The 22,767-nt window shown below is 67.2% G+C and carries 19 protein-coding genes, 1 tRNA gene and 3 pseudogenes; 9 read left to right on the plus strand and 14 right to left on the minus strand.

Translation table 11 applies throughout. From position 1 onward, the window contains the following. Positions 1–380: 380 nt before the first annotated feature. A tRNA-Lys gene (locus BCY76_RS07120) sits at positions 381–456 on the plus strand. 12 nt (positions 457–468) lie between these two features. On the opposite strand, the gene BCY76_RS07125 is transcribed toward BCY76_RS07120, so the two are convergent. After that, entirely contained in the window at positions 469–1,011 is a 543-nt protein-coding gene (locus BCY76_RS07125) for a hypothetical protein (RefSeq protein ID WP_139827668.1), read from the minus strand. Between the two features lie 31 nt (positions 1,012–1,042). Between BCY76_RS07125 and BCY76_RS07130 the strand changes: the two genes are divergently transcribed. The 3 genes from BCY76_RS07130 to BCY76_RS07140 all read left to right on the plus strand — a co-directional run bounded on the left by BCY76_RS07130 (position 1,043) and on the right by BCY76_RS07140 (position 5,414). Continuing rightward, a complete protein-coding gene (locus tag BCY76_RS07130) occupies positions 1,043–3,607 on the plus strand; it encodes an AAA family ATPase (protein WP_070162663.1) in 2,565 nt (854 codons plus the stop codon). A 54-nt stretch (positions 3,608–3,661) separates the two neighbouring features. Beyond that, the gene (locus BCY76_RS07135; RefSeq protein ID WP_070162665.1) at positions 3,662–4,375 is read left to right on the plus strand and encodes a hypothetical protein; all 714 of its coding nucleotides are present in this window, start codon (positions 3,662–3,664) and stop codon (positions 4,373–4,375) included. A 316-nt stretch (positions 4,376–4,691) separates the two neighbouring features. After that, positions 4,692–5,414, plus strand: coding sequence for an HNH endonuclease (locus BCY76_RS07140; RefSeq protein WP_070162667.1), 723 nt, complete (start codon positions 4,692–4,694; stop codon positions 5,412–5,414). Here BCY76_RS07140 and BCY76_RS07145 read toward each other — a convergent pair. Further along, positions 5,411–6,430 carry an IS481 family transposase gene (locus tag BCY76_RS07145; RefSeq protein ID WP_070162669.1) on the minus strand — a complete coding sequence of 340 codons (1,020 nt, stop codon included), beginning with the start codon at positions 6,428–6,430 and terminating at the stop codon, positions 5,411–5,413. The genes BCY76_RS07140 and BCY76_RS07145 overlap by 4 nt on opposite strands. Before the next feature lie 557 nt (positions 6,431–6,987). Next, positions 6,988–7,617 carry a dihydrofolate reductase family protein gene (locus BCY76_RS07150; protein WP_070162672.1) on the minus strand — a complete coding sequence of 210 codons (630 nt, stop codon included), beginning with the start codon at positions 7,615–7,617 and terminating at the stop codon, positions 6,988–6,990. Positions 7,618–7,831: 214 nt separating this feature from the next. On the opposite strand from BCY76_RS07150, the pseudogene BCY76_RS19105 reads away from it, so the two are divergent. Together BCY76_RS19105 and BCY76_RS07155 are read left to right on the plus strand one after the other, a co-directional pair. Beyond that, a pseudogene (locus BCY76_RS19105) lies at positions 7,832–7,975 on the plus strand (winged helix-turn-helix transcriptional regulator); the annotation flags it as partial. An 87-nt stretch (positions 7,976–8,062) separates the two neighbouring features. Beyond that, positions 8,063–8,644 carry an HhH-GPD-type base excision DNA repair protein gene (locus tag BCY76_RS07155; RefSeq protein ID WP_070162730.1) on the plus strand — a complete coding sequence of 194 codons (582 nt, stop codon included), beginning with the start codon at positions 8,063–8,065 and terminating at the stop codon, positions 8,642–8,644. Positions 8,645–8,681: 37 nt separating this feature from the next. Here the strand turns inward: BCY76_RS07155 and BCY76_RS07160 are convergent, their stop codons facing one another. Continuing rightward, a complete protein-coding gene (locus BCY76_RS07160; RefSeq protein ID WP_070162674.1) occupies positions 8,682–10,142 on the minus strand; it encodes a hypothetical protein in 1,461 nt (486 codons plus the stop codon). Then, the gene (locus BCY76_RS07165) at positions 10,135–11,148 is read right to left on the minus strand and encodes a hypothetical protein (RefSeq protein WP_201791092.1); all 1,014 of its coding nucleotides are present in this window, start codon (positions 11,146–11,148) and stop codon (positions 10,135–10,137) included. Before BCY76_RS07165 ends, BCY76_RS07160 begins: the two co-directional genes overlap by 8 nt. Positions 11,149–11,520: 372 nt before the next feature. Here BCY76_RS07165 and BCY76_RS07170 point away from each other — a divergent pair, with 372 nt between their 5' ends. Beyond that, positions 11,521–12,750 (plus strand): IS110 family transposase, encoded by a 1,230-nt coding sequence (locus BCY76_RS07170; RefSeq protein WP_070162676.1) that lies wholly within the window; start codon positions 11,521–11,523, stop codon positions 12,748–12,750. Between the two features lie 262 nt (positions 12,751–13,012). Next, positions 13,013–15,681: pseudogene (locus tag BCY76_RS07175) on the plus strand (aminotransferase class I/II-fold pyridoxal phosphate-dependent enzyme). Between the two features lie 40 nt (positions 15,682–15,721). On the opposite strand, the gene BCY76_RS07180 reads toward BCY76_RS07175, so the two are convergent. The 8 genes and pseudogenes from BCY76_RS07180 to BCY76_RS07210 all read right to left on the minus strand — a co-directional run bounded on the left by BCY76_RS07180 (position 15,722) and on the right by BCY76_RS07210 (position 20,106). Continuing rightward, positions 15,722–16,645 carry an ATP-grasp domain-containing protein gene (locus BCY76_RS07180; RefSeq protein WP_070162678.1) on the minus strand — a complete coding sequence of 308 codons (924 nt, stop codon included), beginning with the start codon at positions 16,643–16,645 and terminating at the stop codon, positions 15,722–15,724. 103 nt (positions 16,646–16,748) lie between these two features. Continuing rightward, positions 16,749–17,120, minus strand: coding sequence for a DUF6596 domain-containing protein (locus BCY76_RS20335; RefSeq protein ID WP_336582010.1), 372 nt, complete (start codon positions 17,118–17,120; stop codon positions 16,749–16,751). A gap of 491 nt (positions 17,121–17,611) precedes the next feature. Further along, a pseudogene (locus BCY76_RS20340) lies at positions 17,612–17,929 on the minus strand (hypothetical protein); the annotation flags it as partial. Continuing rightward, positions 17,851–18,237: a YciI family protein gene (locus BCY76_RS07190; protein ID WP_070162680.1), complete on the minus strand. Its 387-nt coding sequence runs from the start codon at positions 18,235–18,237 to the stop codon at positions 17,851–17,853. The gene BCY76_RS07190 and the pseudogene BCY76_RS20340, both read right to left, overlap by 79 nt. Positions 18,238–18,348: 111 nt before the next feature. After that, on the minus strand, positions 18,349–18,744 hold the full coding sequence (locus tag BCY76_RS07195) for a VOC family protein (RefSeq protein ID WP_070162682.1): 396 nt from the start codon (positions 18,742–18,744) through the stop codon (positions 18,349–18,351). Between the two features lie 86 nt (positions 18,745–18,830). Then, positions 18,831–19,238 (minus strand): VOC family protein, encoded by a 408-nt coding sequence (locus BCY76_RS07200; RefSeq protein WP_070162734.1) that lies wholly within the window; start codon positions 19,236–19,238, stop codon positions 18,831–18,833. 10 nt (positions 19,239–19,248) lie between these two features. Continuing rightward, entirely contained in the window at positions 19,249–19,674 is a 426-nt protein-coding gene (locus BCY76_RS07205; RefSeq protein WP_336582012.1) for a helix-turn-helix transcriptional regulator, read from the minus strand. Between the two features lie 45 nt (positions 19,675–19,719). Then, entirely contained in the window at positions 19,720–20,106 is a 387-nt protein-coding gene (locus BCY76_RS07210) for a VOC family protein (protein WP_070162736.1), read from the minus strand. A gap of 205 nt (positions 20,107–20,311) precedes the next feature. Here BCY76_RS07210 and BCY76_RS07215 point away from each other — a divergent pair, with 205 nt between their 5' ends. Beyond that, positions 20,312–20,716 (plus strand): MmcQ/YjbR family DNA-binding protein, encoded by a 405-nt coding sequence (locus tag BCY76_RS07215; protein WP_070162687.1) that lies wholly within the window; start codon positions 20,312–20,314, stop codon positions 20,714–20,716. A 124-nt stretch (positions 20,717–20,840) separates the two neighbouring features. Here the strand turns inward: BCY76_RS07215 and BCY76_RS07220 are convergent, their stop codons facing one another. Continuing rightward, the gene (locus BCY76_RS07220) at positions 20,841–22,634 is read right to left on the minus strand and encodes a formate--tetrahydrofolate ligase (protein ID WP_083277816.1); all 1,794 of its coding nucleotides are present in this window, start codon (positions 22,632–22,634) and stop codon (positions 20,841–20,843) included. Positions 22,635–22,767: the final 133 nt, after the last annotated feature.

Consider the following 22,767-nt stretch of genomic DNA (forward strand, 5'->3'; position numbering starts at 1 on the left):
CGACCCGCCGACTGCAGTGCGAGATCGAAGAAGCCAGGGCTGCAGCGATGCCAGAGGCCGAATGGATCAAGCTCGACCAGAAGCGCCGAGCCAGCTGAAGCTACGCGGGGATATCTACATGAGGCACGAGGGATCATTTCCCGGGGACTTGACAATGAGGCACCACGGGGTGTCAGCAACATGTCCGGCAGGAGCGCGATTCCTGGGCGAGAGAAGTCCCACAGGGCCTCGGAGCGAGGCAGGCGGCTCGTCGCCTGAGCTCCTCGGGACGGCGACGACGCCGGCACCCGCCTCCGACCGCCCGGAGTGATGGGCTACGATGGAAGTCGTCCTCGAGCCGCCACGAGGTGCGCCCCGCGGTGCTCCGAGGACCGCATCGCGGGCCTTTAGCTCAGTTGGTAGAGCATCGGACTTTTAATCCGCTGGTCGCGGGTTCGAGCCCCGCAGGGCCCACCAGATCGTCGTTGCTCAAACCGCCGACATCATCGGCTTGAGTCCTACTGAGGCCTTCGCCAGCCTGACGGCGTAACGCGGTGGCCTGGACCTCGAGGTTGAACATGATGTTGAACGGCACCCCTGGCTCCCGTCCACGGCGTCTGCCTCGGTGACGTGAAGCTTGTCGAAGAAGGCCTGGTTCGCGATCCGTCGCAGCGAGTCATCGATGCTGGTGTAGATCGCATGGCAGTCCCTGGCCGGAGCCAGGCAGTGGTCCAGATGTGCCTGGGCTTGTTCATACTCGGTGGCCCCGGCCTCGATCTGTGCCTCTAGGAAAGCCAGGCGTTTGCTGATCCTGTCATGCTCGGCCTTCAACAGGTCCAACGGCACAGCCCCGGCGTAGTGGGCCTGGAGCAGCTTGGTCCGTTCATCCACCAGGCCATCACGCTCGCGCTGGTATGCCTGACGTTCCTGTCTGTTTGTGGCGCTGAGCCGGTCAAACTCTGCTGTGATCAGTTCCCGCAACGCCGTGATCACATGCTCTGGTACCTGCACCTGCCGGTAGTAGTCCTCCACCACCCGTTCTACATCAGTGAGATCATGAGTTATGACGATCGAGAGTGACATCATTACCTGGGCAGTGGACCGCCCTGGATGGCAACAAGACGTGCTCGTCGCTCTCGCCAATGGCGAGCAGTACGGGCCGGAGCAAATCACAGACCTCGTTGATGAGGTGGTGGCGGGCAGCAACAATGCGCCGAGCCAAGAGGCCAAGAGCATCCAGGTGAAGTCCGCTGTGGTCGAGCAGGTCGACCTCGCGGCGGTCGCTGAGCTTCGCGGAGTGAACGCTCTCGTGAGCGGTCAACATCTGAGCTTTGCGACAACGGGCGTCACCGTCATCTATGGTGACAATGGCAGCGGCAAGTCCGGGTATGCACGGCTGATCAAGGCAATGGTTAACGCCCGACACCGGTCCGACATCCTCCCCAACGTCTTTCAGGACTCACCAGACCAACCTTCCGGTGCATTGCACTACCGGGTTGCTGGCGAGGATCACACGCTGGCATTCCCCGCCACGCCACCGCCGGAACTGCTGAAGATGAGCTTCTACGATGAGCACTGCGGGGACGAGTATCTCACCACAGCATCGACGATCTCATACCGTCCCTCGGCACTGACTCTCCTGGACGGTCTCATCCAGGTGTGCGACGAGGTGCGAAGTGAGATCGCGACGCGGATCAAAGCCAATGAAGCTAAGGCTCTCGCCCTGGATTTGCCGCCGACAACGACAGCAGGTGCCTTCCTGTCAACTCTTACCGCAGGCATAACCACTACACAGGTCGAGGCCGCTACGACCCTGGCCGAGGGGACGAACGAGCGGCTGGCCGAGGTGCTCAAGGAAGAGGCGAGGCTCGCAGCGACCGACCCACAGAAGGAAAAGACGCGGCTGACGACGCTCGCGAACGAAGTCAAGACGTTGGGCAACGATCTGGCTCGGTTACTCGACGTTCTGGGGACAGAGAAGACGACCGCACGGGCAGAACTCCGAGTTGCCTCGGCCGCAGCGCGGGCAGCCGCGTCGGTCGCGGCAGCGTCCTCGTTCGATGATGAGCCACTGGCCGGTGTGGGTTCGGAGACCTGGCGCCTGCTGTGGAGCGCAGCGCGTAACTACTCGATCACCGAGGCATACCACGCCCACCAGTTCCCGGTCACCAGCGAGGGCGCGGTCTGCGTGCTGTGCCAGCAGACGCTCGACGATGAGGCCAAGACCCGCCTCCGTCAGTTCGACCAGTACATGACCGACACCACTGAACGCGACGCCGTCACTGCCGAGCGGAACTTCGCCGCAAGCCTCAGCGAACTGCAAGCACTGGAGTTCGCGACACCTGTCCGAACCGCTGCTCTCACCGCCTTGGAAGCGCACGACACCCAGCTCGGCGTCGCAGCCACCGCACTTCTCACCAAGCTTGAGGATCAGCGTGATGCCATCGTGCTACACCTGACCAGCGAGGATCCCACTCCCGCACCACTCACGGTGATCGACGTCCCTGACAAACTCACCGCTCTTTCTACGAAGCTCCTGGAGCGTGCTGCCGCAACGGATGTGACACAGTTCCGAGCCGCGGTGACTGAACTGAGAGATGAGAAGGCTGAGCTGCAGGCACGTGTTCGGCTCTCAGAGTCGGTGGACAAGGTCAAGGCCGAAGTCCAGCGCTTGGGCGAGTTAAAGGACTTGAAGTCGGCGCGCACCGCTGCGGACACGAACAGCATCACACAGAAGGCATCTGCGCTCACTCGCGAGCACGCCACCGATCGCATCCTGGACCGTTTCACCCGAGAGACCCAGCGTCTGCGGCTTCAGAAAGTGACGTTGCAGGATCTTGGCGGACGTAAGGGGCAGCTGAACCAGAAACCGGGCCTGCTGGGCGCCGCCAAAAGTGTAGCTGCACACACCGTGCTCAGCGAGGGTGAACAGACAGCTCTCGGACTCGCAGGGTTTTTCACGGAGGCGATCTTCGATCAGTCAAAGTCGGCGCTCATCTTTGATGACCCAGTCACGTCCCTGGACCACGTTCGACGAGACAAGGTCGCCGAACGGCTGGCTCAACTCGCCCAAGACCGGCAGGTGGTGGTCTTCACCCACGATGTCGCTTTCACGGGCGACCTTGCCGCGGCAGCAGAGCGAGAAGGTGTTGCACTTACCGAGCGCGCTGTGGAACGCCGCGGAGTCGATCCCGGCATCTGCATCGAGAGCTTCCCATGGAAGGCGAAGGACTTTGGTTCGCGCGTCACCCACCTCACAAGCGCACTCGCGAAGCTCAAGAATGAGCGCCCTGGCCTCGTTCAGGACGAGTGGGAGGAACGTGTTGCCACATGGGCGGGATACCTCTCCGAGACCTGGGAGCGCAGCGTGACCACCGAGGTCATGAACCAAGTATTCGACCGCGGAAGTTCACAGGTGCGGATGATGAAGTTCCGCCTGCTCGCAGATATCACCAACGCTGACAACCAGGACGTCCAAGACGGCTACGGTGCAACATCACTCTGGGGAAGACGCCATGACAAGGCTGCTGAGACCAACTACGTTGCGCCCGAACCGGCGGACCTCGAACGCGAACTGACACGCCTGACCGAGTGGCAGAAGCGCGTCCGGAAGTACCTCTCGAAGTGATACCCGATGGTGAGCGACAGTTCCCGCTCACGGAATTGAGCAAGGAGCGACGGCATGTCATCAACCGAGTACCCCTTCCCGGTTGCAGTCTCCCAACTGGGCGAGCAAGACTCGCGCGAATCTCAGAACGCGCGCGCCGTCCAGTGGCTTCTGGAGCAGCGTGGCGGTTCCGTTATTGTCGTAACGCCGCGGAAGCAGTTTGACAGCGAGATCCTCAGACGCCTTGCTGCCCGTCCAGGAACCACACACCTCACTTGGCGGGGCTTATTCACCGGCTCGCTCGCGGATCACCGTGTGCTCTATGCCTGGCCGGACCGGAAGCACCTCAACGACCTTTGGAACGCCGAAGCAGATGCGCTTGTTGTCATTGAGTGGGGGCAGGCCGAGACTGCGACGTGGGTCGAAGACACGAACCCGGTGCGACTTCTGCCCGGTCAGGCTTTGCATTCCGCACCTCAGCCGACGTCTGTGGAAGCGGCCGAGCCGTTGCCGAACGGTGTCGAAGAGATCTTGGAGCACATCGCTGCCTGGGCTGCCGGATACAACTCGGGACTGAAGTGGAACGAGGAAGACAAGCTCAAGGCGGACATGATGAACTGCCCGGAACGATGGGCTCCGATCACCGTTGAGGGAGTTCGAGCCAAGTGCCGTGAGTTGAAGATGCGGCCCAACGATATCGAAACGATCACCGGATTGCTGGAACGCAGGAAGCAAGGACGCCGCTTCAACGTGGGAAGCACCTATCGGGACTTCAGGTTCGCGCAGTAGACGCGACTCGACCGTCACCGCCGACGCAAGACTGAACTTCATGGCAGATCAAGACGCTCACTTCCGCGTCATGGATGAGGCGCTGAAACACCCAGATGGCCGAGCCAAGGGTGGAGAACTTTGCGTCATCTGTGGAGCGCCAGTGCCGGCGAGCGCCCACTGGGTGCAACGAGACCGACACGTGTGTTCCGGCCGGTGCAACAACCTCCTGCGTCGCCGCTACGGTCGGGGAAGCGCGAGCCTCAACGCCGAACGAGTGGCGGCGGCGGTCGAAGCCACCGGACCGCGACCGAACCCTCGCAGCAGCGGCCCCAGGGTGTTCCACACCCGTCCGAGTTCCCGCTCGCCCGAACTGCCCATCGAGTGGGAGGGATACGGGCCGCATCCTGGTGATGGGGTCGAGCGCTACGGCATTTTGACCCAGTACCTCGTCCAGGACATGCCCGACGGTTACTTCACCTCGCGCATCGTTGTAGCCGTTGCCGAGAGCGGTGACATGTTCGTTGCCGGTGCGACTGATGATGGCTATTACTCGTCCCTGGTGATTGGACCGCACGGTCCGGGAGGCGAACGCATTGAGGGTCAGTTATTCAGCCGCACCTTCGACATCAACGGCGTCCTGTGTCAATGGCGCCGCGAGCGGATCACGGATCTACAGCCCGACAGCGTGGACTACTTCTTCTGGGAGTGCTACGCTGCCGTCCCCGTTGACGCACCGGCCTACCCCGAACCGATGCACTCGCCGCGCTACCGGGCAGAGATGGATCGTCGTCGCCGAGTCAGCAGCAATGCAGCAAAGCACGAGCGACGGGCCCGTTCAGAAGCCACCATCGAGCGGTTTGATCCAGTGGAGGTGTACGAACGAGACGCTTGGATCTGCGGTATCTGCGAAGAGCAGGTAGATCCACAAGTGCTACACCCCGATGCCATGAGTCCGAGCCTGGACCACGTCGTCCCGCTATCGAAAGGCGGAGACCACACCCGAGCGAACTCAGTCCTCGCGCACCTGATCTGCAACGTCCGAAAGTCGGCTAACTAGATGTAGGAGGGCAGGACGTTGGTGACGGGCCCCGGGACGAGGCTGGCAGGAGCTTGACCGTCTGCAGCTGAGTGAGGGCGGTGATGATTGTAGTGCTGAACCCAGACTTTCATCGCTTCTCCTCGGGCCGACTCGGAGTCGTAGGTCCTCGCGTAGAGGCATTCGTCGGCCAGGATCCGCTGATATCGCTCGACCTTGCCGTTATGCCGCGGCGTGTAGGGCCGGATCCGCTGATGGATCCCGCCGAGGTTGTTCACCGCCTGCGTGAAGGCACCGGCGGCGAAGTTCACCCCGTTATCGGTGACCACCCTGCCCAGCCGAGTGATGCCTTCTGCCGCGAAGAACGCTCTGGCCTTGTTCAAGAACTCCACCGCGGTGGCGGCCTTCTCGTCTGGCATCACCTCGGTGTAGGCGATTCGGGTGTATCCAGCAACTGCCGAGTACAGGTAGGTGTAGCCGCCGATCTTGTGGCCCTGCTTCTTCGCGGCGCTCTTCGACCGGCTGGCGGCGCGAGCGGCGTCGGAGTCTCGGCCGTGGGCGAACCAGCCGCCGCCATCGGGGACCCGGCCGGCCTTCTTCACATCCAGGTGCACCATCGCCCCAGGGGCGGTGGCGGTGATCGTGCCGGGCTGCCGGTTGGACTCGTCGATGTGGCGGCGCCTGTTGATCCCCAGGTGCTTGAACCAGCGGCCCACGGTGCGTGGGTGGATGCCGAAGCCGTGCTCTCTCTCAAGCTCGACGGCGATGCGGGAGGCCGCCCACTTATGCTCCCGGCGCCAGGTCTCGATCAGCTCCACCACCCAGTCCGGGGTGGCATCCGGCGATGTTTGCGGCCGCGACGAGCGGTCGTGGAGGCCGTCCTGGCCGTGGTGCTGGTAGCGCTTGTGCCATTTCGACAGACAGGCTCTCGAGACTCCGGCTTCAGCCGCGACGTGGGCCAGCGGTCGTCCGTTCTGGATGCGGCCGATGAGGCGGAGTCGTCCTTCCGGGGTCAGTGGCGCGTTATCGTGGGGCATCGAGGAGCAGGCTCGCTTTCGCTGATGACGGTTCTTTCGCGATTACCCATCATGCCGCGGAGAGGGCCTGCTCCTCTTCTTGGCTCATCCCGTCGGTGCTGTAAACAACGTCAAGCCCCACAACAACTAGAGCCCCTCGAATCCACGTTCTCCGCAACCTGGGTCATGGACTGGTCCAACAAGGGTTTCGCACCTACTTCGACTTTCGTCGCGTGTGTTCCCAAACGGTTGCCCGGTGAATACCGAAGCGCTTCGCTATCGACAGCACGCTCTCACCGCCCTCACGAGCAGTTCGAATAGCATCTACTTCCTTCTCCGTCAGCGGCGTTCGATTACGCCGACTAAGGTGTGCGACGACATCTGGCTCCGTTTCCGCGGCCAACTCTGAGTCATCCACATCGCCCCACTTCGCCTGTTCCCAAGCGGAAATAAGCCGCTCCAGGCGACGTTGAGTGTTTGGATTGGTTCCACTGCCGTCCACCAGATCGTCGACTGTCAGAGCGCCGACACAGCCGGCTCCCCCTCGGACCTCGATCGGCTGCCGCCGTCGCCGGGTCTCATCCCCGTGCGGCCTGGGCCCTGCCCCGCACGGGATAGCGCAGATGCAGCACGCCTTCGCCTGCGATGACGACGTCAGGATCCTCGAGCAGCAGCGGACCGTCGCTGAAAGACCCGAAGAAGGGCTTGCCTCGGCCGAAGATGACGGGCACCAGGTCCATCGCCACGTAGTCCACCAGCCCCAGCTCCAGAGCTTGCCCACCCATATTGCCGGAGGCGATCCCGATCTCGCCCTCGCCGGCGAGCTCCTGGGCCAGCGCAACGCCGTCCTGGACGGATCCCACGAAATGGAACGGCGCCTCGGGATGCCAACCGTCGGGCTTGGGGCGATGCGAGACGACCACGACATGGTCGCTGGCGGGAGCGTGCCCCTCCCAGCCATTCGTGATGTCGAACAGATGCCGTCCGATGACCCCCACTGTCTGCCGGCCCCACATGCCGCGCACGTACTCCGCGGAGGCTGCGGAGACCCGGAAGGGGGCGCCGCCATGCACATCAGCATGGGACTCGTCATCCTGCAACGGATGGTCACCGGAGAAGTACCAGTCGTGCATCGCGCCGACGTCGTCATCCTCCTTCGCGATGAATCCGTCCAGTGTGACGACATTGTGCAGGTAGGTCGTGGCCATCGTGTGCTCCGTCCTCAGTCGCGCGGTGTGGAGTGATGGATGAGCTCCTGGGCGTGGCCGTGGAGGGTGCGCTGCCCGATGGGCTCGCGTCACAGACACATCACGCCACCTTCATTGAGGGAAGCCTGCATGCGGATCTGATGTCAAGGATCGTCCTGTTACCATGCCGAACCGGGAAAACGGACAGTGCTGCGGACTGGCGCGCGCCGCCGAGATGGTCGGGCGCCGATGGACCCTGCTGATCCTGCGGGACCTGCTGGTCGGACCTCAGCGATACTCGGATCCCGCCGGCGCACTGCCCGGCAACCCCTCCCACCTGCTGTCCACCCGGCTGACCGAGCTGGCGCAGGGTGTTCTGATCTCCCCACGGCCGCCCTCCTCGTCCTCACCTCCACCCACGGCCGAGCTCCATGACGCGGACTCCGCCACCTGGCATCATGAACTCATGGCTCACCTGCACCTCACCGGAGAACCTGCGGCCGACGACCTGCTCTCGAAGGACCCCTTCGCCCTGCTGACCGGCATGCTCCTGGACCAGCAGGTCGCCATGGAGGTCGCGTTCGCAGGACCCCAGAAGCTGCACGAGCGCCTCGGCACCTTGGACCCGGCGACCATCGCCGACTACGACGCCGAGGAGTTCACCGCGGCCTTCCGCGAGAAGCCCGCGGTGCACCGCTTCCCCGGCTCCATGGCGAGCCGCGTGCAGAAGCTGGCCGAGGCTGTGGTGGACGACTGGGACGGCGACGCCGCAGCGATCTGGACCCACGACGCCCCGTCCGGCCCCGAGGTGCTCAAACGCCTCAAGAAGCTGCCCGGCTTCGGGGAGCAGAAGGCGAAGATCTTCCTCGCACTGCTGGGCAAGCAGCTCTCCTTCGACGGCGAGGGCTGGCGGGAGGCCAGCGCGCCCTACGGCGAGGCAGATGCCAAACGGTCAGTGGCCGACATCTATGACCGAGAATCGCTGCTCGAAGTCCGCGAGACCAAACGTGCCGCCAAAGCCGCGGCCAGAGCCGAGAAGTCCAGCTGACCTTCGGGGTTCCGGGAGCATACGAACACGTGACGCCTCACTCCAGGAAGTAGGCGGCGATCTTCGCCTCGGTATCCAGGACCTCGTCCGGCGCCACACCGAGCTCCATGGCGAGTTCCACCGACCCTTCCAAGGCGACTTCCGGATCCGGGGAGAACGCGCGATCCAAGATCTCGAGGTAGCGCGTCATGGCGGAGTCCAGGGCCTTGAGCAGCTGGTGGTGCTGCGCGGTGTGCTCGGCCGCCAGTCGCCGTCGGTGCCGGGCGCTGCGCTCGACCAGAGCCGCTTCTCGCGCGGCCAACGTGGAGGAGGCCGCCCGGTGCATCACCGTTCCCACCGTGTTGCCGATCACGGCCCCCAGGACCGGCACCGGGATGAGTGCCTGCCCTACGATCGAGGACAGGGCGCTGAGGGAGGCATCCACAGAGATCAGTTCAGCGTTCTCGAGGAATCGCAGCTCGTCGATCTTCCCGGCGCGCAGCTGGTGAGCCTGTTCGGCAATTCCGAAGGCGGCCGTCGCGACCGAGCTGGCCACGGCCGCCGGGGCGGCGGTGACGTTGGTGAGCGCGTAGAGGCTGATCCCACGGACGGAACCGGTGAGGGCGCCGGCGGCGGTGCCGGAGGTGACGTCGATCCAGTCCTGCTCCGCGAAGTCATGGAATCTCTTACCCTCCCGACGCTTAGCGGTCAGGGCCCGGACGAAGGAGATCCCACCCTCTGTTGCCGCCGCGGTGGCGGCCGCCTGTCCTGCTTGGCGCACAGACGGGCGGTTCCTCTGCCGCGCCCCCTCGCGTTCCAGCAGGTCTGTGGCGCGCAGGCCCTCTCGCTCTGACTCCAAAGTCGTGTCGTAGACCTGCCGCTGCACCTGGTCGTATCTCATCGTGGAGGGTTCGATCGACTCGATGTCGATGACGCCGTCGCTGAAGAAGTCGCGGATCCGTTTCCAGTCGGCGAAGGAGGGCCCTTCAGCGACGCGCGAAAGAGTCCTCCCGGCCTCCTCCGCGGGCATCTCATACAGAGCCCGGATCGTCTCGTAGTGGTCCAGAGGCACCTGGTACTTCCCACCTTGCGCGAGGAAGTCGGGATACCTCCGCAGGTGTTCGGCGATCGCGCCGAGCCCGAGGCGCCCTCCGGAGGCGACGAACTTCTGCTGGATGCCGACACCCTCGCGCACCAGGTCCACCGCGCCGTTGTCATCGATCCACTGATACACCGCATGTCGGCCCCGGACCTGGCTGCGAGCATTGCCGATCCCCACCTCGGCGATTTCAGCGATGAACCCGTGCATCCCCTTCACCCCGCCCCGATTCGTGGACACCACATCCTGGGAGATGGTCTCCAACGCGTGATCGATGCTGGCCAGCGCGTCGCTGAGATGCACGTCCTGCTGCTGGAGATCACTCAGCAAGGCACTCAGACGGCACCCGTTGATGTGCTCCACCCATGCTGCGACGGCCTGCGCCTCAGCACTCGTCGACTGCCTCTCGGTCTCATCCATCGCCGGTCGGCTCCGGGTCGACGCGAGCGCCGAGCAGGACCGCGCAGGCCTTGGCGCTGTTGACCAGCGCCGCGAGGCGGGCCTGCTGTTCGTGGGGCAGAGCGAGGAAGTCGGCGTCGGTGAACCTGACAGCCCGGCGGTAGCTCGTCATCAGCTGCTCCCGGAGCAGCGCCGTCCGCTGGAGGATGTCCTCCAGCTGGGTGTCTATCATCCTCACCGTCGCGGTGTTCTGCTCGACTGATGCCAGCGCCTCCCGTCTCGCCTCACGGGTCGTGTGCTTCTTCCTGGCGAACAGCGCGATCGATGTCAGCACGGTAGCGCCCGCCACCGTCCATCCGATGGGTCCCGCCAGTGCCAACAAGGCACTGCCGGCGGCAGTGCCGCCACCACCGGCGGCCACTGCGCCGCCGCCCAACCAGGCCAGGGCCGCATTCGAGGCCGCCGCACCAGACAGCGTCGAGATTGCGGTGCCCGTCGAAGCGGTGCCGAACGTCGTCGCCACCCATATCGCCGCCGTCGGGGCCATGCTGGCCACGGCGGCACCTGCCGCGAATCCGGCTCCTGTGCCGACCGCCGATCGTCGCGCCGCCTCCACGTCGTCCTGAGCAAACTGCTCCGCCGCCACGAATCTCGCCCGGTGGAACTCCATGGCCTCGACGTCCGCGTGGAAGGACTTCGGAGTGTGGGCGATGGAGTTGATCAGCTCCTCGGTCAGCTGGATCAGATCGGCAGCGCGCTCCCGCTGGCGCAGCAGAGCGACCCCCTTGTCGCTCATGGAGGTGAAGGCGCCGTTATACGCTGCGATGGCCTCCTCGTATGGGTCGGGGGCCTTCTCGATCAGCCGCTCCGCCGACTCCGCGGCCGAGCTGCTGAGCCCGCCGAGCTGACCCACAAGCTGGGCAGAGCTCCCCCGGAGGACCCGTCCGATGCTCCCCACGGTCCTGCCGAGCGTGGCCTTGGCATCGTCCTCCCCGGTCTGTCCGACCATCGTGATCTTCCCCCTCATGCATGCACCTCTCTGCACGAGGATAGCGATCATCACCGACAGACGAACCCCCGTTAGCTTCTAAGGGCACCGCTTCTCCGGCAGGATAAGTGGTGTTGTCCGGTCCGGCTCCTGGGCATGATCGTTTGCCCCCAGTCAATGTGATGATCCGGGGGGTGTTGTCACCCAGGAGCTGGTCACGGGCGGATCGTGGATCGCTGATAGAGGCACGACAGTCCCACTCCTTGAGGACTTGTTTTCTAACGTGGATGCCGAGCATGACCCGCCCACCGACTCACCCCAGGTCCTGGGCCGCGGACCGGATGACTGGCCGCGCTGAGCGCTTTGCCCAGGGCGGTGACGAGGATTCACACCGAAGAGGAGATACCGCTCATGGCCTGGGATCTTCAGGACTTCGCGCTGTTCATCGGCCTAGACGTCGGCAGAACCGAACATCACGCCACCGCACTGACCCGCACCGGCGAGAAGGTCTACGACAAGGCACTGCCCAACGACGAGACCAAGCTGCGGCAGCTGCTGACCGAGCTGACCGATAGCCATGGCCGGGCGCTGCTGGTCGTCGATCAGCCCGCCACCATCGGGGCACTGCCGGTCGCGGTGGCCAAAGAAACCCCCGAGGTCGAGGTGGCGTATCTGCCGGGGCTGACCATGCGCCGGATGGCTGACCTGCACGCCGGCTCGGCCAAGACCGATGCCCGGGACGCGTTCATCATCGCCGAGACAGCCCGCACCATGCCCTCAGCGCTGCGGCAGATCGCCGCCAGCGACGAGCAGATCGCCGAGCTGGCGGTGCTGGCTGGCTTCGATGATGACCTGTTGGGCCAGACCACCGCGACCCGGAACCGGCTGCGCGGGTTACTGACTCAGACCCACCCCGGGTTGGAGCGAGCTATCGGATCGCACCTGCACCACTACGGGGTCCTCGATGCTCTGGCCGCCTGGCCGACCCCGCAGAAGCTCAAGGCCGCTGGCCGGGGGCATGTGCGCAACAGGATCAAGAAGCACAATCCTCGCCTGGCCGAGAGGATCACCGAGGCGATCTTCACCGCCCTGGATGCCCAGACCGTCGTGGTCGCTGGCACCGGGGCTGCGGCCACGATCATCCCGATCCTCACCAACCAGCTGAAGGACCTCTACACCCAGCGGGCCCACGTGCTGGCCCAGGTCGAGGCACTGGTGGAGGCCCACCCTCTTGCCCAGGTCCTGACCTCGATGCCCGGAATCGGGGTCAGGACCGCCGCTAGAATCCTCACCGAGGTCGTCGGCAAGAACTTCAAGACTGCCGGTCACCTCGCTTCCTACGCCGGGATCGCCCCCACGACCCGGCGCTCCGGGACTTCCATTCGCGGGGAGTTTGCCAACCGCGCCGGGAACAAGAGACTGAAGTCCACTCTGTTCAACAGCGCCTTCGCCTCATTGCACCACGGGCCTTCACGGGCCTACTACGACAAGAAGAGAGCCGCTGGGAAGACTCACAAACAGGCCGTCATCGCCCTCGCTCGTCGCCGTCTGGACACTCTCTACGCCATGCTGCGAGACGGCACCTTCTACCAGGAACCAGACAACGCCCGCGGAGGCTCAGGCCACGCCCTCGCGGCTTGACGAAAACCATAGAGGCACCCCCCGGAGTCCGCGGATGACGTCCGGCAACATGCCGTTGACCTGATGCCCTCTATCATCGGAGCACACGGCCTGCCGACACCCGGAAGGACACCACCCGATCATGATCAGCAATGGCGCTGACCACCCCGCACCCCCGGAGACCCCTGCCTCCGGCTCCCGCACCGCCGACGGCGCGCCCCCGCGCCACACGTCTCCGCGCCGCACCGCGTCCTGGACGTCGGCCCTGGAGCGCGACCCGGGGATGCCGGCGAGCACCTGGCGGCTGCGCAGCGACGCCTGGGAGTATCTGCGGTTCGCGGTGAAGCGCCTGGCACTGGGCAGCGACGACGTCGAGGTCCTCGCCTCTGACAGCGAGATCCACCGCTCCCTGCGCGCTCTGGAGACCATCGAGATGTACTGGGCCGGCTTCGGCCAGCGCTATGTGCGCACCATCGGCGAACTCCTGGAGGACGGCGACTACCGCACCGCCTTCGACCTGATCGGCCGCGTGGTGCACCGGCTGCGCGGCGACACCGTGCCGGATGAGCCCCGGGACGAGCACCTGGAGGAGCCTGAGCGACCCGAGACCACTTCGGACCCGGATCCGCGCCCGCGGTTCGAGGTGCTGATCATCGACGAGACCACCGCCGCCGATCGAGACACCATCCGTTCCGAAGGGCTGCGGCTGCGCTCGCCCGCCGACGCGTTCACCTATGAGTTCGTGGTCGTGCCCTCCGCGGACGACGCCGTCGCCGCGGTGCTGACGAATCCGCACATCCTGGCCTGCGTAGTGCGTCCGGGGTTCAGCGAGCACACCCACCAGCCGCTCAGCCGCGACCTCCGGGAGACCATCGCCCTGGCCCGCTCCCAGGTGTCCGAGGGGTCGGCGTCGTCGCAGAGCCAGCTGGCCTCGGTGCAGCGGGTGCTGCGCCTGGCGGACACGCTGGCCGCACTGCGCCCTGAGCTGGACCTCTACCTGATGGCCGGCGCCCACCTGGAGGAGCTGGCCGGGGCGCTCACCCACCGCTTCCGGCGGGTCTTCTGGCGCGAGGACCAGCTGGAGCTGCACTTGTCCCTGCTGCGCCGTGCCTCCCACCTGTATGACACGCCGTTCTTCACCGCCCTACAGGACCACGCCCGCCGCCCGGTCGGAGTCTTCCATGCGCTGCCGGTGGCTCGCGGAGGCTCCGTGGTCTCCTCCCAGTGGATCAAGGACCTCGCGGAGTTCTACGGGCTGAACCTGCTGCTGGCCGAGACCAGCGCCACCTCCGGCGGGCTCGACTCCCTGCTGGCGCCCACCGGCACCATCAAGAAGGCCCAGGACCTGGCGGCCCGGGCCTTCGGCGCCCGGCAGACGTTCTTCGTCACCAATGGCACCTCCACCGCGAACAAGATCGTCCACCAGGCGCTGACCGCACCGGGCGACGTCGTGCTGGTGGACCGCAACTGCCACAAGTCCCACCACCATGCGGTGGTCCTCACCGGAGCGAAGCCGGCCTATCTGGAGGCCTACCCGCTCAACGACTTCGCCTTCTACGGGGCTGTGCCGCTGGACCGCATCAAGCAGCTGCTGCTCGACTACCGGGCCGCCGGGCGCCTCGACGAGGTACGCATGGTGACCTTGACCAACTGCACCTTCGACGGGATCGTCTACGACCCCGAGCGGGTTATGGCCGAATGCCTGGCCATCAAACCGGACCTGGTGTTCCTGTGGGACGAAGCGTGGTTCGCCTTCGCCGCATTCCACCCGGTCACCCGGCGTCGCACCGCCATGAACGCGGCGAAGAACCTGGAGGAGCGGCTGAAGTCCCCGGCCCATGCCGCCGCCCACCGGGCCCAGCAGGAACGGCTGCACGACGCCGACGGCGCCCCCGCCCCGGACGAGGTCTGGCTGGCCGAGCAACTCATCCCCAGCCCGGAGGCCCGCATCCGGGTCTACGCCACCCAGTCCACCCACAAGACGCTGACCGCCCTGCGGCAGGGCTCCATGATCCACGTCTACGACCAGGACTGGGAGCGGGAGGCCGAGGAGTCCTTCCATGAGGCGTACATGACCCACACCTCCACCTCGCCCAACTATCAGATCCTCTCCTCCCTGGACATCGGGCGCCGTCAGGTGGAGCTGGAGGCTACGCGCTGGTGCAGCGCCAGCTGGACCTGGCCTCCAGCCTGGCCCAGACGATCGCCCGCCACCCGCTGCTGCGCCGCACATTCCGTGTGCTCACCGCCCACGACCTCATCCCGGCCGAGCTCCGAGGAGTCGGCAGGCCCATGCCGCTGCGCCACGGGCTGGCGCCCCTGTGGGAGGCCTGGGCCCATGATGAGTTCGTCGTCGACCCCAGCCGCATCACCATCGAGATCAGCCGCACCGGCGTCGACGGGGACACGTTCAAACACGAGCACCTGATGGACCGGTACGGCATCCAGGTCAACAAGACCAGCGGGAACACGGTGCTGTTCATGACCAACATCGGCACCTCCCGCAGCGCCATCGCCTACCTGATCGAGGTGCTGGTGAAGCTGGCCGAACGCTTCGACGACGCCCTGTCCCGGCGCCACCCCGACGACCGTGCCACGCCCGAGGAGCCGCTGCCCCCGCTGCCGGACTTCAGCGCCTTCTCCCCGGACTACGCCACTGATGCGACGCTTCCCGACGGCGACATGCGCACCGCGTTCTTCGCCGGGCAGCAGCGCCGGAACACCGAGCATGTGTTCCCGGAGGAGCTGCGTGCCCGGGTCGCCGCCGGCGAGCGCCCGGTCTCCGCCGGCTTCGTGACCCCCTACCCGCCCGGCTTCCCGGTGCTGGTGCCCGGACAGGTCATCACCAGCGACGTGCTGGAGTTCATGGCAGTGCTCAGCACCCGCGAGGTCCACGGCTATGACCCGCACCGGGGCTACCGGATCTTCGCGACGCCGCCGTCGGACGTGTGACGAACCTCACGCCGCCGCGCGCCGCCACTCAGCGGCGGGCTCATCGGCGCGGCAGGGAGGAGGCGCCGTCAGAGACGCGCGCCATCCGCCGCGAGATCGCCGCGGCGAGCGCCGTCGCCGCCTCCGGCACCTTGTGCAGGTTCAGCACCGGCTCGAACAGTTCTGCCTCCAGCAGCACGATGCCGTGCTGGGCGCTGGTGACCAGGTCGACTCGGGCATAGAGCGGGGACTCCGCCGGGGAGGCGGCGTCGATGGCGGCCATGACCTGGTGGGCGAAGGACGCCTCGGCGGCAGTGGCCTCCACCGGCTGCGGGTCTTCGGAATACTCGCCGCCGGCCAGTCCCCCGCCGCGGGCCAGGATCGCGCCTTTGCTGATGGTGTGGGTGTGCTGCCCGTCGATGAAGTACAGCGCCTTCTCCGCGCCCGCGGAGAGTTCCGGCACCTCCGGTTGGATCATCACGGTGCGTCCTGCCGCCAGGATCTGCTCGCCCAGGCGCCGGGCGTCGTCGCTGGAGGCCTGCAGCAGCCCAGTGTGCAGGGCGCCGGCGGAGACCGTGGGTTTCAGCACGATCCAGTCGTCGTCGTGGGCGGCCAGGGCTGCGTTCAGCTGCTCAGCAGTGTCCGCCCACCGGGTGGGCACGGTGGACACCCCGTGGGACTCGAGGTCCCGCAGGTAGACCTTGTCCAGATTCCAGTCCACCAGGGCCGGGGTGTTCAGCACCGGCACGTGTCGATGCGTCTCATGCAGCCAGGCGCGGATCTCATCCTCCCTCCAGGGGTAGTCCCAGGGACTGCGCAGCACCAGGAGGTCGTAGTCTCCCTCACCCGGGGTGTGGGCGTGCCAGACCACGGGGGTGGCCCGCAGCCCGGCGGCGCGCAGCGCGGGCAGCAGCACCTCGGTGTCCGGGTCCTGCACCCCCGGCTGGTACTGATCGGTCACGACGACGCCGACATGTGCGGTCACGGTCCACCTCCGCTGATCCTCGGGACGCCTCGGCAGGATCACGACGCCGGGCCTCTCGACGATACAACGGCGGGCGGCACCGCCGCCCGCCGAGTCCTGCGCCTCACTTGTCTGCGGCCAGCACAGCGGCGCGAGCGGCGACCGCCCCCTGTGTGGGGGCGACGGCGATCAGACCGTCGTAGAGCTGCAGGAGCCGGCCCGTGTCCAGCCTCCCGGTGCGCTTCCGATCGCCATGGACCGACTGGATGGCCGCCTCCAGCTGGAAGCGGCCCAGCGGCGCGCCGAGCCGGTGCGCCCGGTGCAGGAACGCCTCAGCCTGCCGGATCAGCCGGGAGTCCCAGAGGGCGGTGTCCTGCTCCTGGATGGGCGGCCACGGCTCTGAGGCACGGGCCGGAGCGCGCGACTGGGCGAAGGTGAGCAGCGCGGCCAGCCCCCACGCCTCGGGCTCGTCTCCCAGCAGCTCGGCGACCAGCACCGCCAGCCACCGCGCCTCGTCGGCCAGCGACTCCCGGACGCGTCGCGCTGGTCGAGCCAGTCACTCGCATACGCCCCGTAGATGGCCTCCAGGACGGCAGCCAGCCGGGCCAGCATGTCCTCACGGGTGGGGATATGGAAGGGGATGCCGGCGTCGCGGATGCGCCGCTTGGTGCGTACCAACCGCTGCGCCATCGTCGCCGTCGGGACGCCGTAGAGCCGTGCGACCTCTGCGGCGTCGCAGCCGAAGACGACCTGCAGCATCAGCGGAGTGCGCATGGTCTCTGCGATCGTCGGGTGGGCGCAGGCGAAGAGCAGCTCCAGACGCTTGTCCGGGATCCTCTCGACGTCGACCGCGTCCAGCCGCGCCGTGCTGTCCTCGGACTGGACATCGGCCACCTTGGCATCCATCGGCACTGAGCTCCGGGCCGCCGCAGAGCCCAGGTGGTCCCGAATCCGGTTCCTGGCGACCGTCATAAGCCAGGCCTCCGGGCGCTGCGGCACGCCGGTCTCCGACCATGTGCGCAGCGCCCGCTCGAAGGCGTCGGCCAGGCCGTCCTCCGCCAGGGCGAGGTCCCGCACTGCGGCCGCCAGCAGGGCGAGCAGCCGTCCCCGGGACTCGGCGGCGAGGCGCTCCACCGCCTCGCGGGCGGACCCCGGGACTGGGTCGTGGGTGGCGCCGTCCTCCGCCGGAGGCTCGCTCTTCTGCACGGACTCGTCCTTGGGGCCTGTCAGCCTCCCGGTGCGTCGCCCAGCCACTGGCTGTCGACGAAACGGGTGGCCACCGGCCGGATCTCGATACGCCCCCATTCGACGGCCGGCGCCCGGCCCGCCCAGGCGACGGCCTCGTCGAGATCCGCCACCTCCACGGTGACGATGCCGCCCAGGCGCTCCTCGCCATCGGCGAAGGGGCCTTCCTGGATACGGAGGTCTCCTGGTGAGCCGGAGACCGACGTCGTCGCGTGGGTGTCATGCAGAACCTCCAGACCGCGCAGCACGCCGGCCTCTTCGAGCGACGTCGCGTAGGCGTCGAACGCCCTCATCCCTTCGGCGAGCTGTTCCTCAGTGAGCTCTCCGGGGGCGGGCTCCGGGTAGTAGAGCAGCAGGGTGCACCGCATGGCCACCACGTCCTTTCGTCGGTTCCCATCACGGCAGGAAGATGTCATGAGGGGAAGATGCTGTGACACAGTGATGACGATCGGGACGGGACCGAATCGACACCTGAATCGTCAGTCGTCCAGTTGGGCCCGCCAGACCGGCCAGCCCCAGCACAGGCAGAACGGGTGCCCGGCCGGGTCGGCGTACACCTGGAATCCGGTGGCAGCGTCGAGGTCCTCGGCCGCCTCCAGCAGCTCCGCTCCGAGCCCCATGACCCGCTCATGCTCGGCCCGAATGTCCTCCACATAGAGGTCCAGGTGCATCTGCGGCGGCTGGCCGTCCGGCCACTCAGGCCTCACATGGTCCGGGGCGTGCTGCACGGCCAGCGGGTAGTCGCCGTCCACCTCCACCTCATACCAACTGGGATCAGAGGGTCTGACCCGGCCCCCGTACACGCCGGCCCAGAAGGAGGCGACTGTGGCGACGTCGTCGGCGTCCAGGACCACGATCTGCTGCGCGAATCTCATGGACGCATCCTGACATCCACGTGCGGGCCGGGTCCCGGGCTGCCGCCCGGTCTCGCCCACCCCCGGCTGTCAGCATCGCCGGGACGTCAGCGCTGGTTGATGCGCACCATGGCGCCACCGGGGTCCCGCACGGCGCAGTCCCGCACGCCCCAGTCCTGATCCATGGGCTCCTGGATGACGTCGGCGCCGCCGGCAGCCAGGGACTCGAAGAGCCCGTCCACGTCGTCGGTGGCCAACGTGACCGCCGCGAAGGCGCCTTTGGCCATCAGCGAGCGGATGGCGGCGAGCTCCTCCTCGGTGATGCCCGGGTCGAGACCCGGCGGGTGCAGCGCGATGGCGGTCTCCGGCTGGCCGGGAGGGCCCACCGTGAGCCACCTCTTGTCCTCATAGGAGACGTCCTGCCGCACCTCGAAGCCGAGCAGGTCACGGTAGAAGCGCAGGGACGCCTCCGGGTCCAGATGGGGCAGGAACGCGTGCTGAATGGTGATGTTCATGGAGCTCACACTACGGAGCGGGCGCCTGTCCAGCTTCTCGATTCCTGATCACTTCTCCACCTCGGGCCCGACCCCGGCGCGGCCGGCTGATCTGCTTGGCCACACAGGGCGGCAACCCCCGCAATGACGCCGCCGCCCGCCGTCGATACTCGCGGGGCGGCATACCCACCAGCTCGGTGAACCGGGTGGAGAAGGTGCCCAAGGATGAGAACCCGACCTCGAAGCAGATCTCGGTGACGCTGAGATCCCCACGTCGCAGCAGCGTCATGGCGCGCTCCACCCGGCGGGTCATCAGGTAGGAGTACGGCGACTCCCCATAAGCGAGCCGGAACTGCCGGCTCAGATGCCCCGCCGAGAGATGGACACCCCGGGCGAGACTCTCCACGTCCAATGGCTGGGCATAGTCCCGGTCGATCCGATCACGGACCTGACGCATCAGCACCAGGGTGGCGTGACGATTCTCAGCATCCCGGACCATCGGTCACCCCACGGGCGCGATGCGGGCCCGCAGCAGGCAGAAGATGTTGCCCTCGGGATCCTGCAGGACGTGCCATTCCTCCTGACCGGACTGCCCGACATCGGCGGGACGAGCCCCGGCGGCCAGCAGCCGGTCCAACTCGGCTGCCTGGTCCCGGTCGGTGGCGTTGAGGTCGAGGTGCAGCCGCGGAGCGTCCACTGGCGTCAGCTCGTCCCGAGGGCTGAGGATGATGGTGGGCTGGGAGCCTCCGAACCCGTCCCGGGCGCCGATCTCGATGCTGCCGTCGCCGGGGCGGTCCAGGACCACGAAGTCCAACACCTCGCACCAGAACTCCGCCAGCCGCTCCGGCTCCCGACATTCCAGCACCAGCTCACCGATCCTGCACGCCATGCGCAGCCCCTCCTTCGTCTCGTCACGGCCGTCCGGCGCCCCCGGGCGGCCTGGCAGCATCCTGCCACGTCCCGAGAACCCCAGGGAATGGGCCACCGACCCTGCTGCGGCAGATGCCGCCCCCGGTAGCCTGGGGATGCGGGCGACGACGACGCAGCGTCCCACCCGCTGCTCAGCTCGTCCGGCACGCTCAGGAAGTGACCCGATGGCTCCCACGGTCGACGACGTCCGCACCCTGGCCCTGTCCCTGCCCGAGGTCGTGGAAGGCACCTCGCACGGGCATCCCCAGTGGTCGATCCGGGGTGCGGCCTTCGCCTGGGAGCGGCCGTTCACACAGGCCGACATCCGGCGCTTCGGCGATGAGACGCCGCCGTCGGGCCCGATCCTGGCCGTCCGCGTGGATGACCTCGGGGAGAAGGACGCTGTCCTCGGCTCAGGGGTCCCGGGCCTGTTCAGCACCCCGCACTTCGACGGCCACCCCTCCGTGCTGATCCAGCTGGACGCGGTCAGCGGCGAGGATCTGCGCGTGGCACTCGAGGACGCCTGGTTCGCCTGCGCGCCCGCGGACCTCGCCGAGGAGTTCCTGGGCCGGCGTCGGGACAGACGCTGATCCGCATCGAGTTGGTCTGGAGTGTGCGGTACTCGACTCGATCGAGTCGAGTACCGCACACTCCAGACCAACTCACGGGAAGGACGCTCACGGGAAGGGAGAAGGGAGCTCGCTCGCCGAGACGTCAGAAGAGCCCGACGGCCTGCCCATCGGCGTCGATGCCGATGCTCTCCGCCGCCGGGGAGGAGCCCAGACCGGGCATGGTCTGCATGGTGCCGCAGATCGGGTAGACGAATCCGGCCCCGGCGGAGAGCCGCACCTCCCGCACCGGCAGCCGCCAGCCGCTGGGCGCCCCCACCAGCTTCGGGTCCGAGGACAGCGACAGGTGGGTCTTGGCCACGCACACCGGCAGCCGCCCGTATCCGGCCTCGGTGTAGGCGGCGAGGTCCTTGGCGGCCGCCGGCGAGAGGTCCACGCCGTCGGCCCCGTAGACCTGCGTGGCGATGGTCTCGATCTTCTCCACCAGCGGCGCCTCGTCGGAGTAAAGGAACCGGAACTCGCTCGGCTCCTCCGCAGCCTCGGCCACCGCATCGGCCAGGTCCGCGGCGCCGGCGCCGCCGTCGGCGAAATGCGTGGACACCGCACACCGCGCGCCCTCCTCGGCGGCCACCTGCGCGATGACCTCGTGCTCGCTGGGGAAGTCCGTGGGGAACGCGTTGACCGCCACCACGGGGGTCACCCCGTGGCGGCGGATGATCCGCAGCTGCGCCCGCAGATTCTCCGCGCCGGTGCGCACGTCCTCCGGGCTCTCCCGCAGCATCCCCTCGGGCAGCGGCCGCCCAGCCACCACCCGGTGCCTGCCGGAGTGCACCTTCAGTGCCCGCACGGTGGCCACGACGACGGCTGCGTCCGGCGCCAGTCCGGAGATCCGGCATTTGATGTTGAAGAACCGCTCCGCACCCATATCCGCGGCGAAGCCGGCCTCGGTGATCAGGTAGTCGGTGGCCCGGCCGCCGATCAGGTCCGCCACCACCGAGGAGTTGCCGGTGGCGATGTTGCCGAAGGGCCCACAGTGCACCAGGGCAGGCGTGTGCTCCACGGTCTGCAGCAGGTTGGGGCGGATGGCCTCCTTGAGCAGCACCGTCATGGCGCCGGCGGCTTTGATGTCCTCGGCGGTGACCGGCTCACCGTCACCGGTGGTGCCCACCACGATCCGTCCCAGCCGGGCCCGCAGGTCCTCCAGTGAGCGCGCCAGGGACAGAGTGGCCATCACCTCAGATGCCGCCGTGATGTCGAAGCCGGTCTGGCGGACCGGCCCGTTCGCCGTCGGCCCTCCCCCGGCGGGCCCCAGGCCGGAGACGATCTGCCGCAGGGAGCGATCGTTGACGTCCATGACCCGGCGCCAGGTGACCCGCTCCGGATGCAGCCCGGAGGGGCTGCCGCGGTGCAGGTGGTTGTCCACCATGGCGGCCAGCTGGTTGTGCGCCGCGGTGACCGCGTGGATGTCGCCGGTCAGGTGCAGGTTGAGCCGCTCCATGGGCACCACCTGGCTCCACCCGCCGCCGGTGCCGCCGCCTTTGATCCCCATGGTCGGTCCCAGGGAGGGCTGCCGGACGGCGACGGCGGCCCGTCGGCCCGTGCGCGCCATCCCCTGGCTGAGCCCCACCGCAGTGGTGGTCTTGCCCTCACCCAGCGGGGTCGGAGTGATCGCTGTGACCAGGATGTACTTGGCCTGCGGGCGGTCCGCGAGACGATCGATCGCGGCGAGGTCCACCTTCCCGACGCCCCGCCCGTAGGGCTCGATGAGGTCCTCGTCCAGGCCCAGCTCAGCGCCGATCTGATGGATGGGTCGCAGCTCGGTCCGCGAGGAGATCCCCAGGCTGTCCTGGGCGCTGAGCGGCACGGCCCCCTGACCGTTGCCACGAGCGCTGGCCTCCGTGCGGCCCTCGTCGGATCCGGTGTGACGGGTGGTGGTCATCCAGGTGTCCCTCCTTGAGGCGCGCTGGTCGGCGCCGACGTCGGTGCCCGGCCGGTGCGACCGGAATGGACGTGACGGGGTGGTCGGCTGAGACTACGACGCCGCGGTCCGCCGCGGCCAGACTCGCCGCCAG

It is taken from the genome of Nesterenkonia sp. PF2B19, assembly GCF_001758425.2.
In the GTDB taxonomy this organism is placed as follows: Bacteria; Actinomycetota; Actinomycetes; order Actinomycetales; family Micrococcaceae; genus Nesterenkonia; species Nesterenkonia aethiopica.

What these genes read in the sequence shown, in the direction of transcription:
- BCY76_RS07190 (WP_070162680.1), bottom strand. Translation starts at nt 18,237, where the DNA reads ATGCGGTGCACCCTGCTGCTCTACTACCCGGAGCCCGCCCCCGGAGAG.
- BCY76_RS07195 (WP_070162682.1), bottom strand. Translation starts at nt 18,744, where the DNA reads ATGAGATTCGCGCAGCAGATCGTGGTCCTGGACGCCGACGACGTCGCC.
- BCY76_RS07210 (WP_070162736.1), bottom strand. Translation starts at nt 20,106, where the DNA reads ATGGCGTGCAGGATCGGTGAGCTGGTGCTGGAATGTCGGGAGCCGGAG.
- BCY76_RS07145 (WP_070162669.1), bottom strand. Translation starts at nt 6,430, where the DNA reads ATGCCCCACGATAACGCGCCACTGACCCCGGAAGGACGACTCCGCCTC.
- BCY76_RS07130 (WP_070162663.1), top strand. Translation starts at nt 1,043, where the DNA reads ATGACGATCGAGAGTGACATCATTACCTGGGCAGTGGACCGCCCTGGA.
- BCY76_RS07160 (WP_070162674.1), bottom strand. Translation starts at nt 10,142, where the DNA reads ATGGATGAGACCGAGAGGCAGTCGACGAGTGCTGAGGCGCAGGCCGTC.
- BCY76_RS07200 (WP_070162734.1), bottom strand. Translation starts at nt 19,238, where the DNA reads ATGAACATCACCATTCAGCACGCGTTCCTGCCCCATCTGGACCCGGAG.
- BCY76_RS07150 (WP_070162672.1), bottom strand. Translation starts at nt 7,617, where the DNA reads ATGGCCACGACCTACCTGCACAATGTCGTCACACTGGACGGATTCATC.
- BCY76_RS07215 (WP_070162687.1), top strand. Translation starts at nt 20,312, where the DNA reads ATGGCTCCCACGGTCGACGACGTCCGCACCCTGGCCCTGTCCCTGCCC.
- BCY76_RS07170 (WP_070162676.1), top strand. Translation starts at nt 11,521, where the DNA reads ATGGCCTGGGATCTTCAGGACTTCGCGCTGTTCATCGGCCTAGACGTC.
- BCY76_RS07165 (WP_201791092.1), bottom strand. Translation starts at nt 11,148, where the DNA reads ATGAGGGGGAAGATCACGATGGTCGGACAGACCGGGGAGGACGATGCC.
- BCY76_RS07220 (WP_083277816.1), bottom strand. Translation starts at nt 22,634, where the DNA reads ATGACCACCACCCGTCACACCGGATCCGACGAGGGCCGCACGGAGGCC.
- BCY76_RS07155 (WP_070162730.1), top strand. Translation starts at nt 8,063, where the DNA reads ATGGCTCACCTGCACCTCACCGGAGAACCTGCGGCCGACGACCTGCTC.
- BCY76_RS07135 (WP_070162665.1), top strand. Translation starts at nt 3,662, where the DNA reads ATGTCATCAACCGAGTACCCCTTCCCGGTTGCAGTCTCCCAACTGGGC.
- BCY76_RS07205 (WP_336582012.1), bottom strand. Translation starts at nt 19,674, where the DNA reads ATGCGTCAGGTCCGTGATCGGATCGACCGGGACTATGCCCAGCCATTG.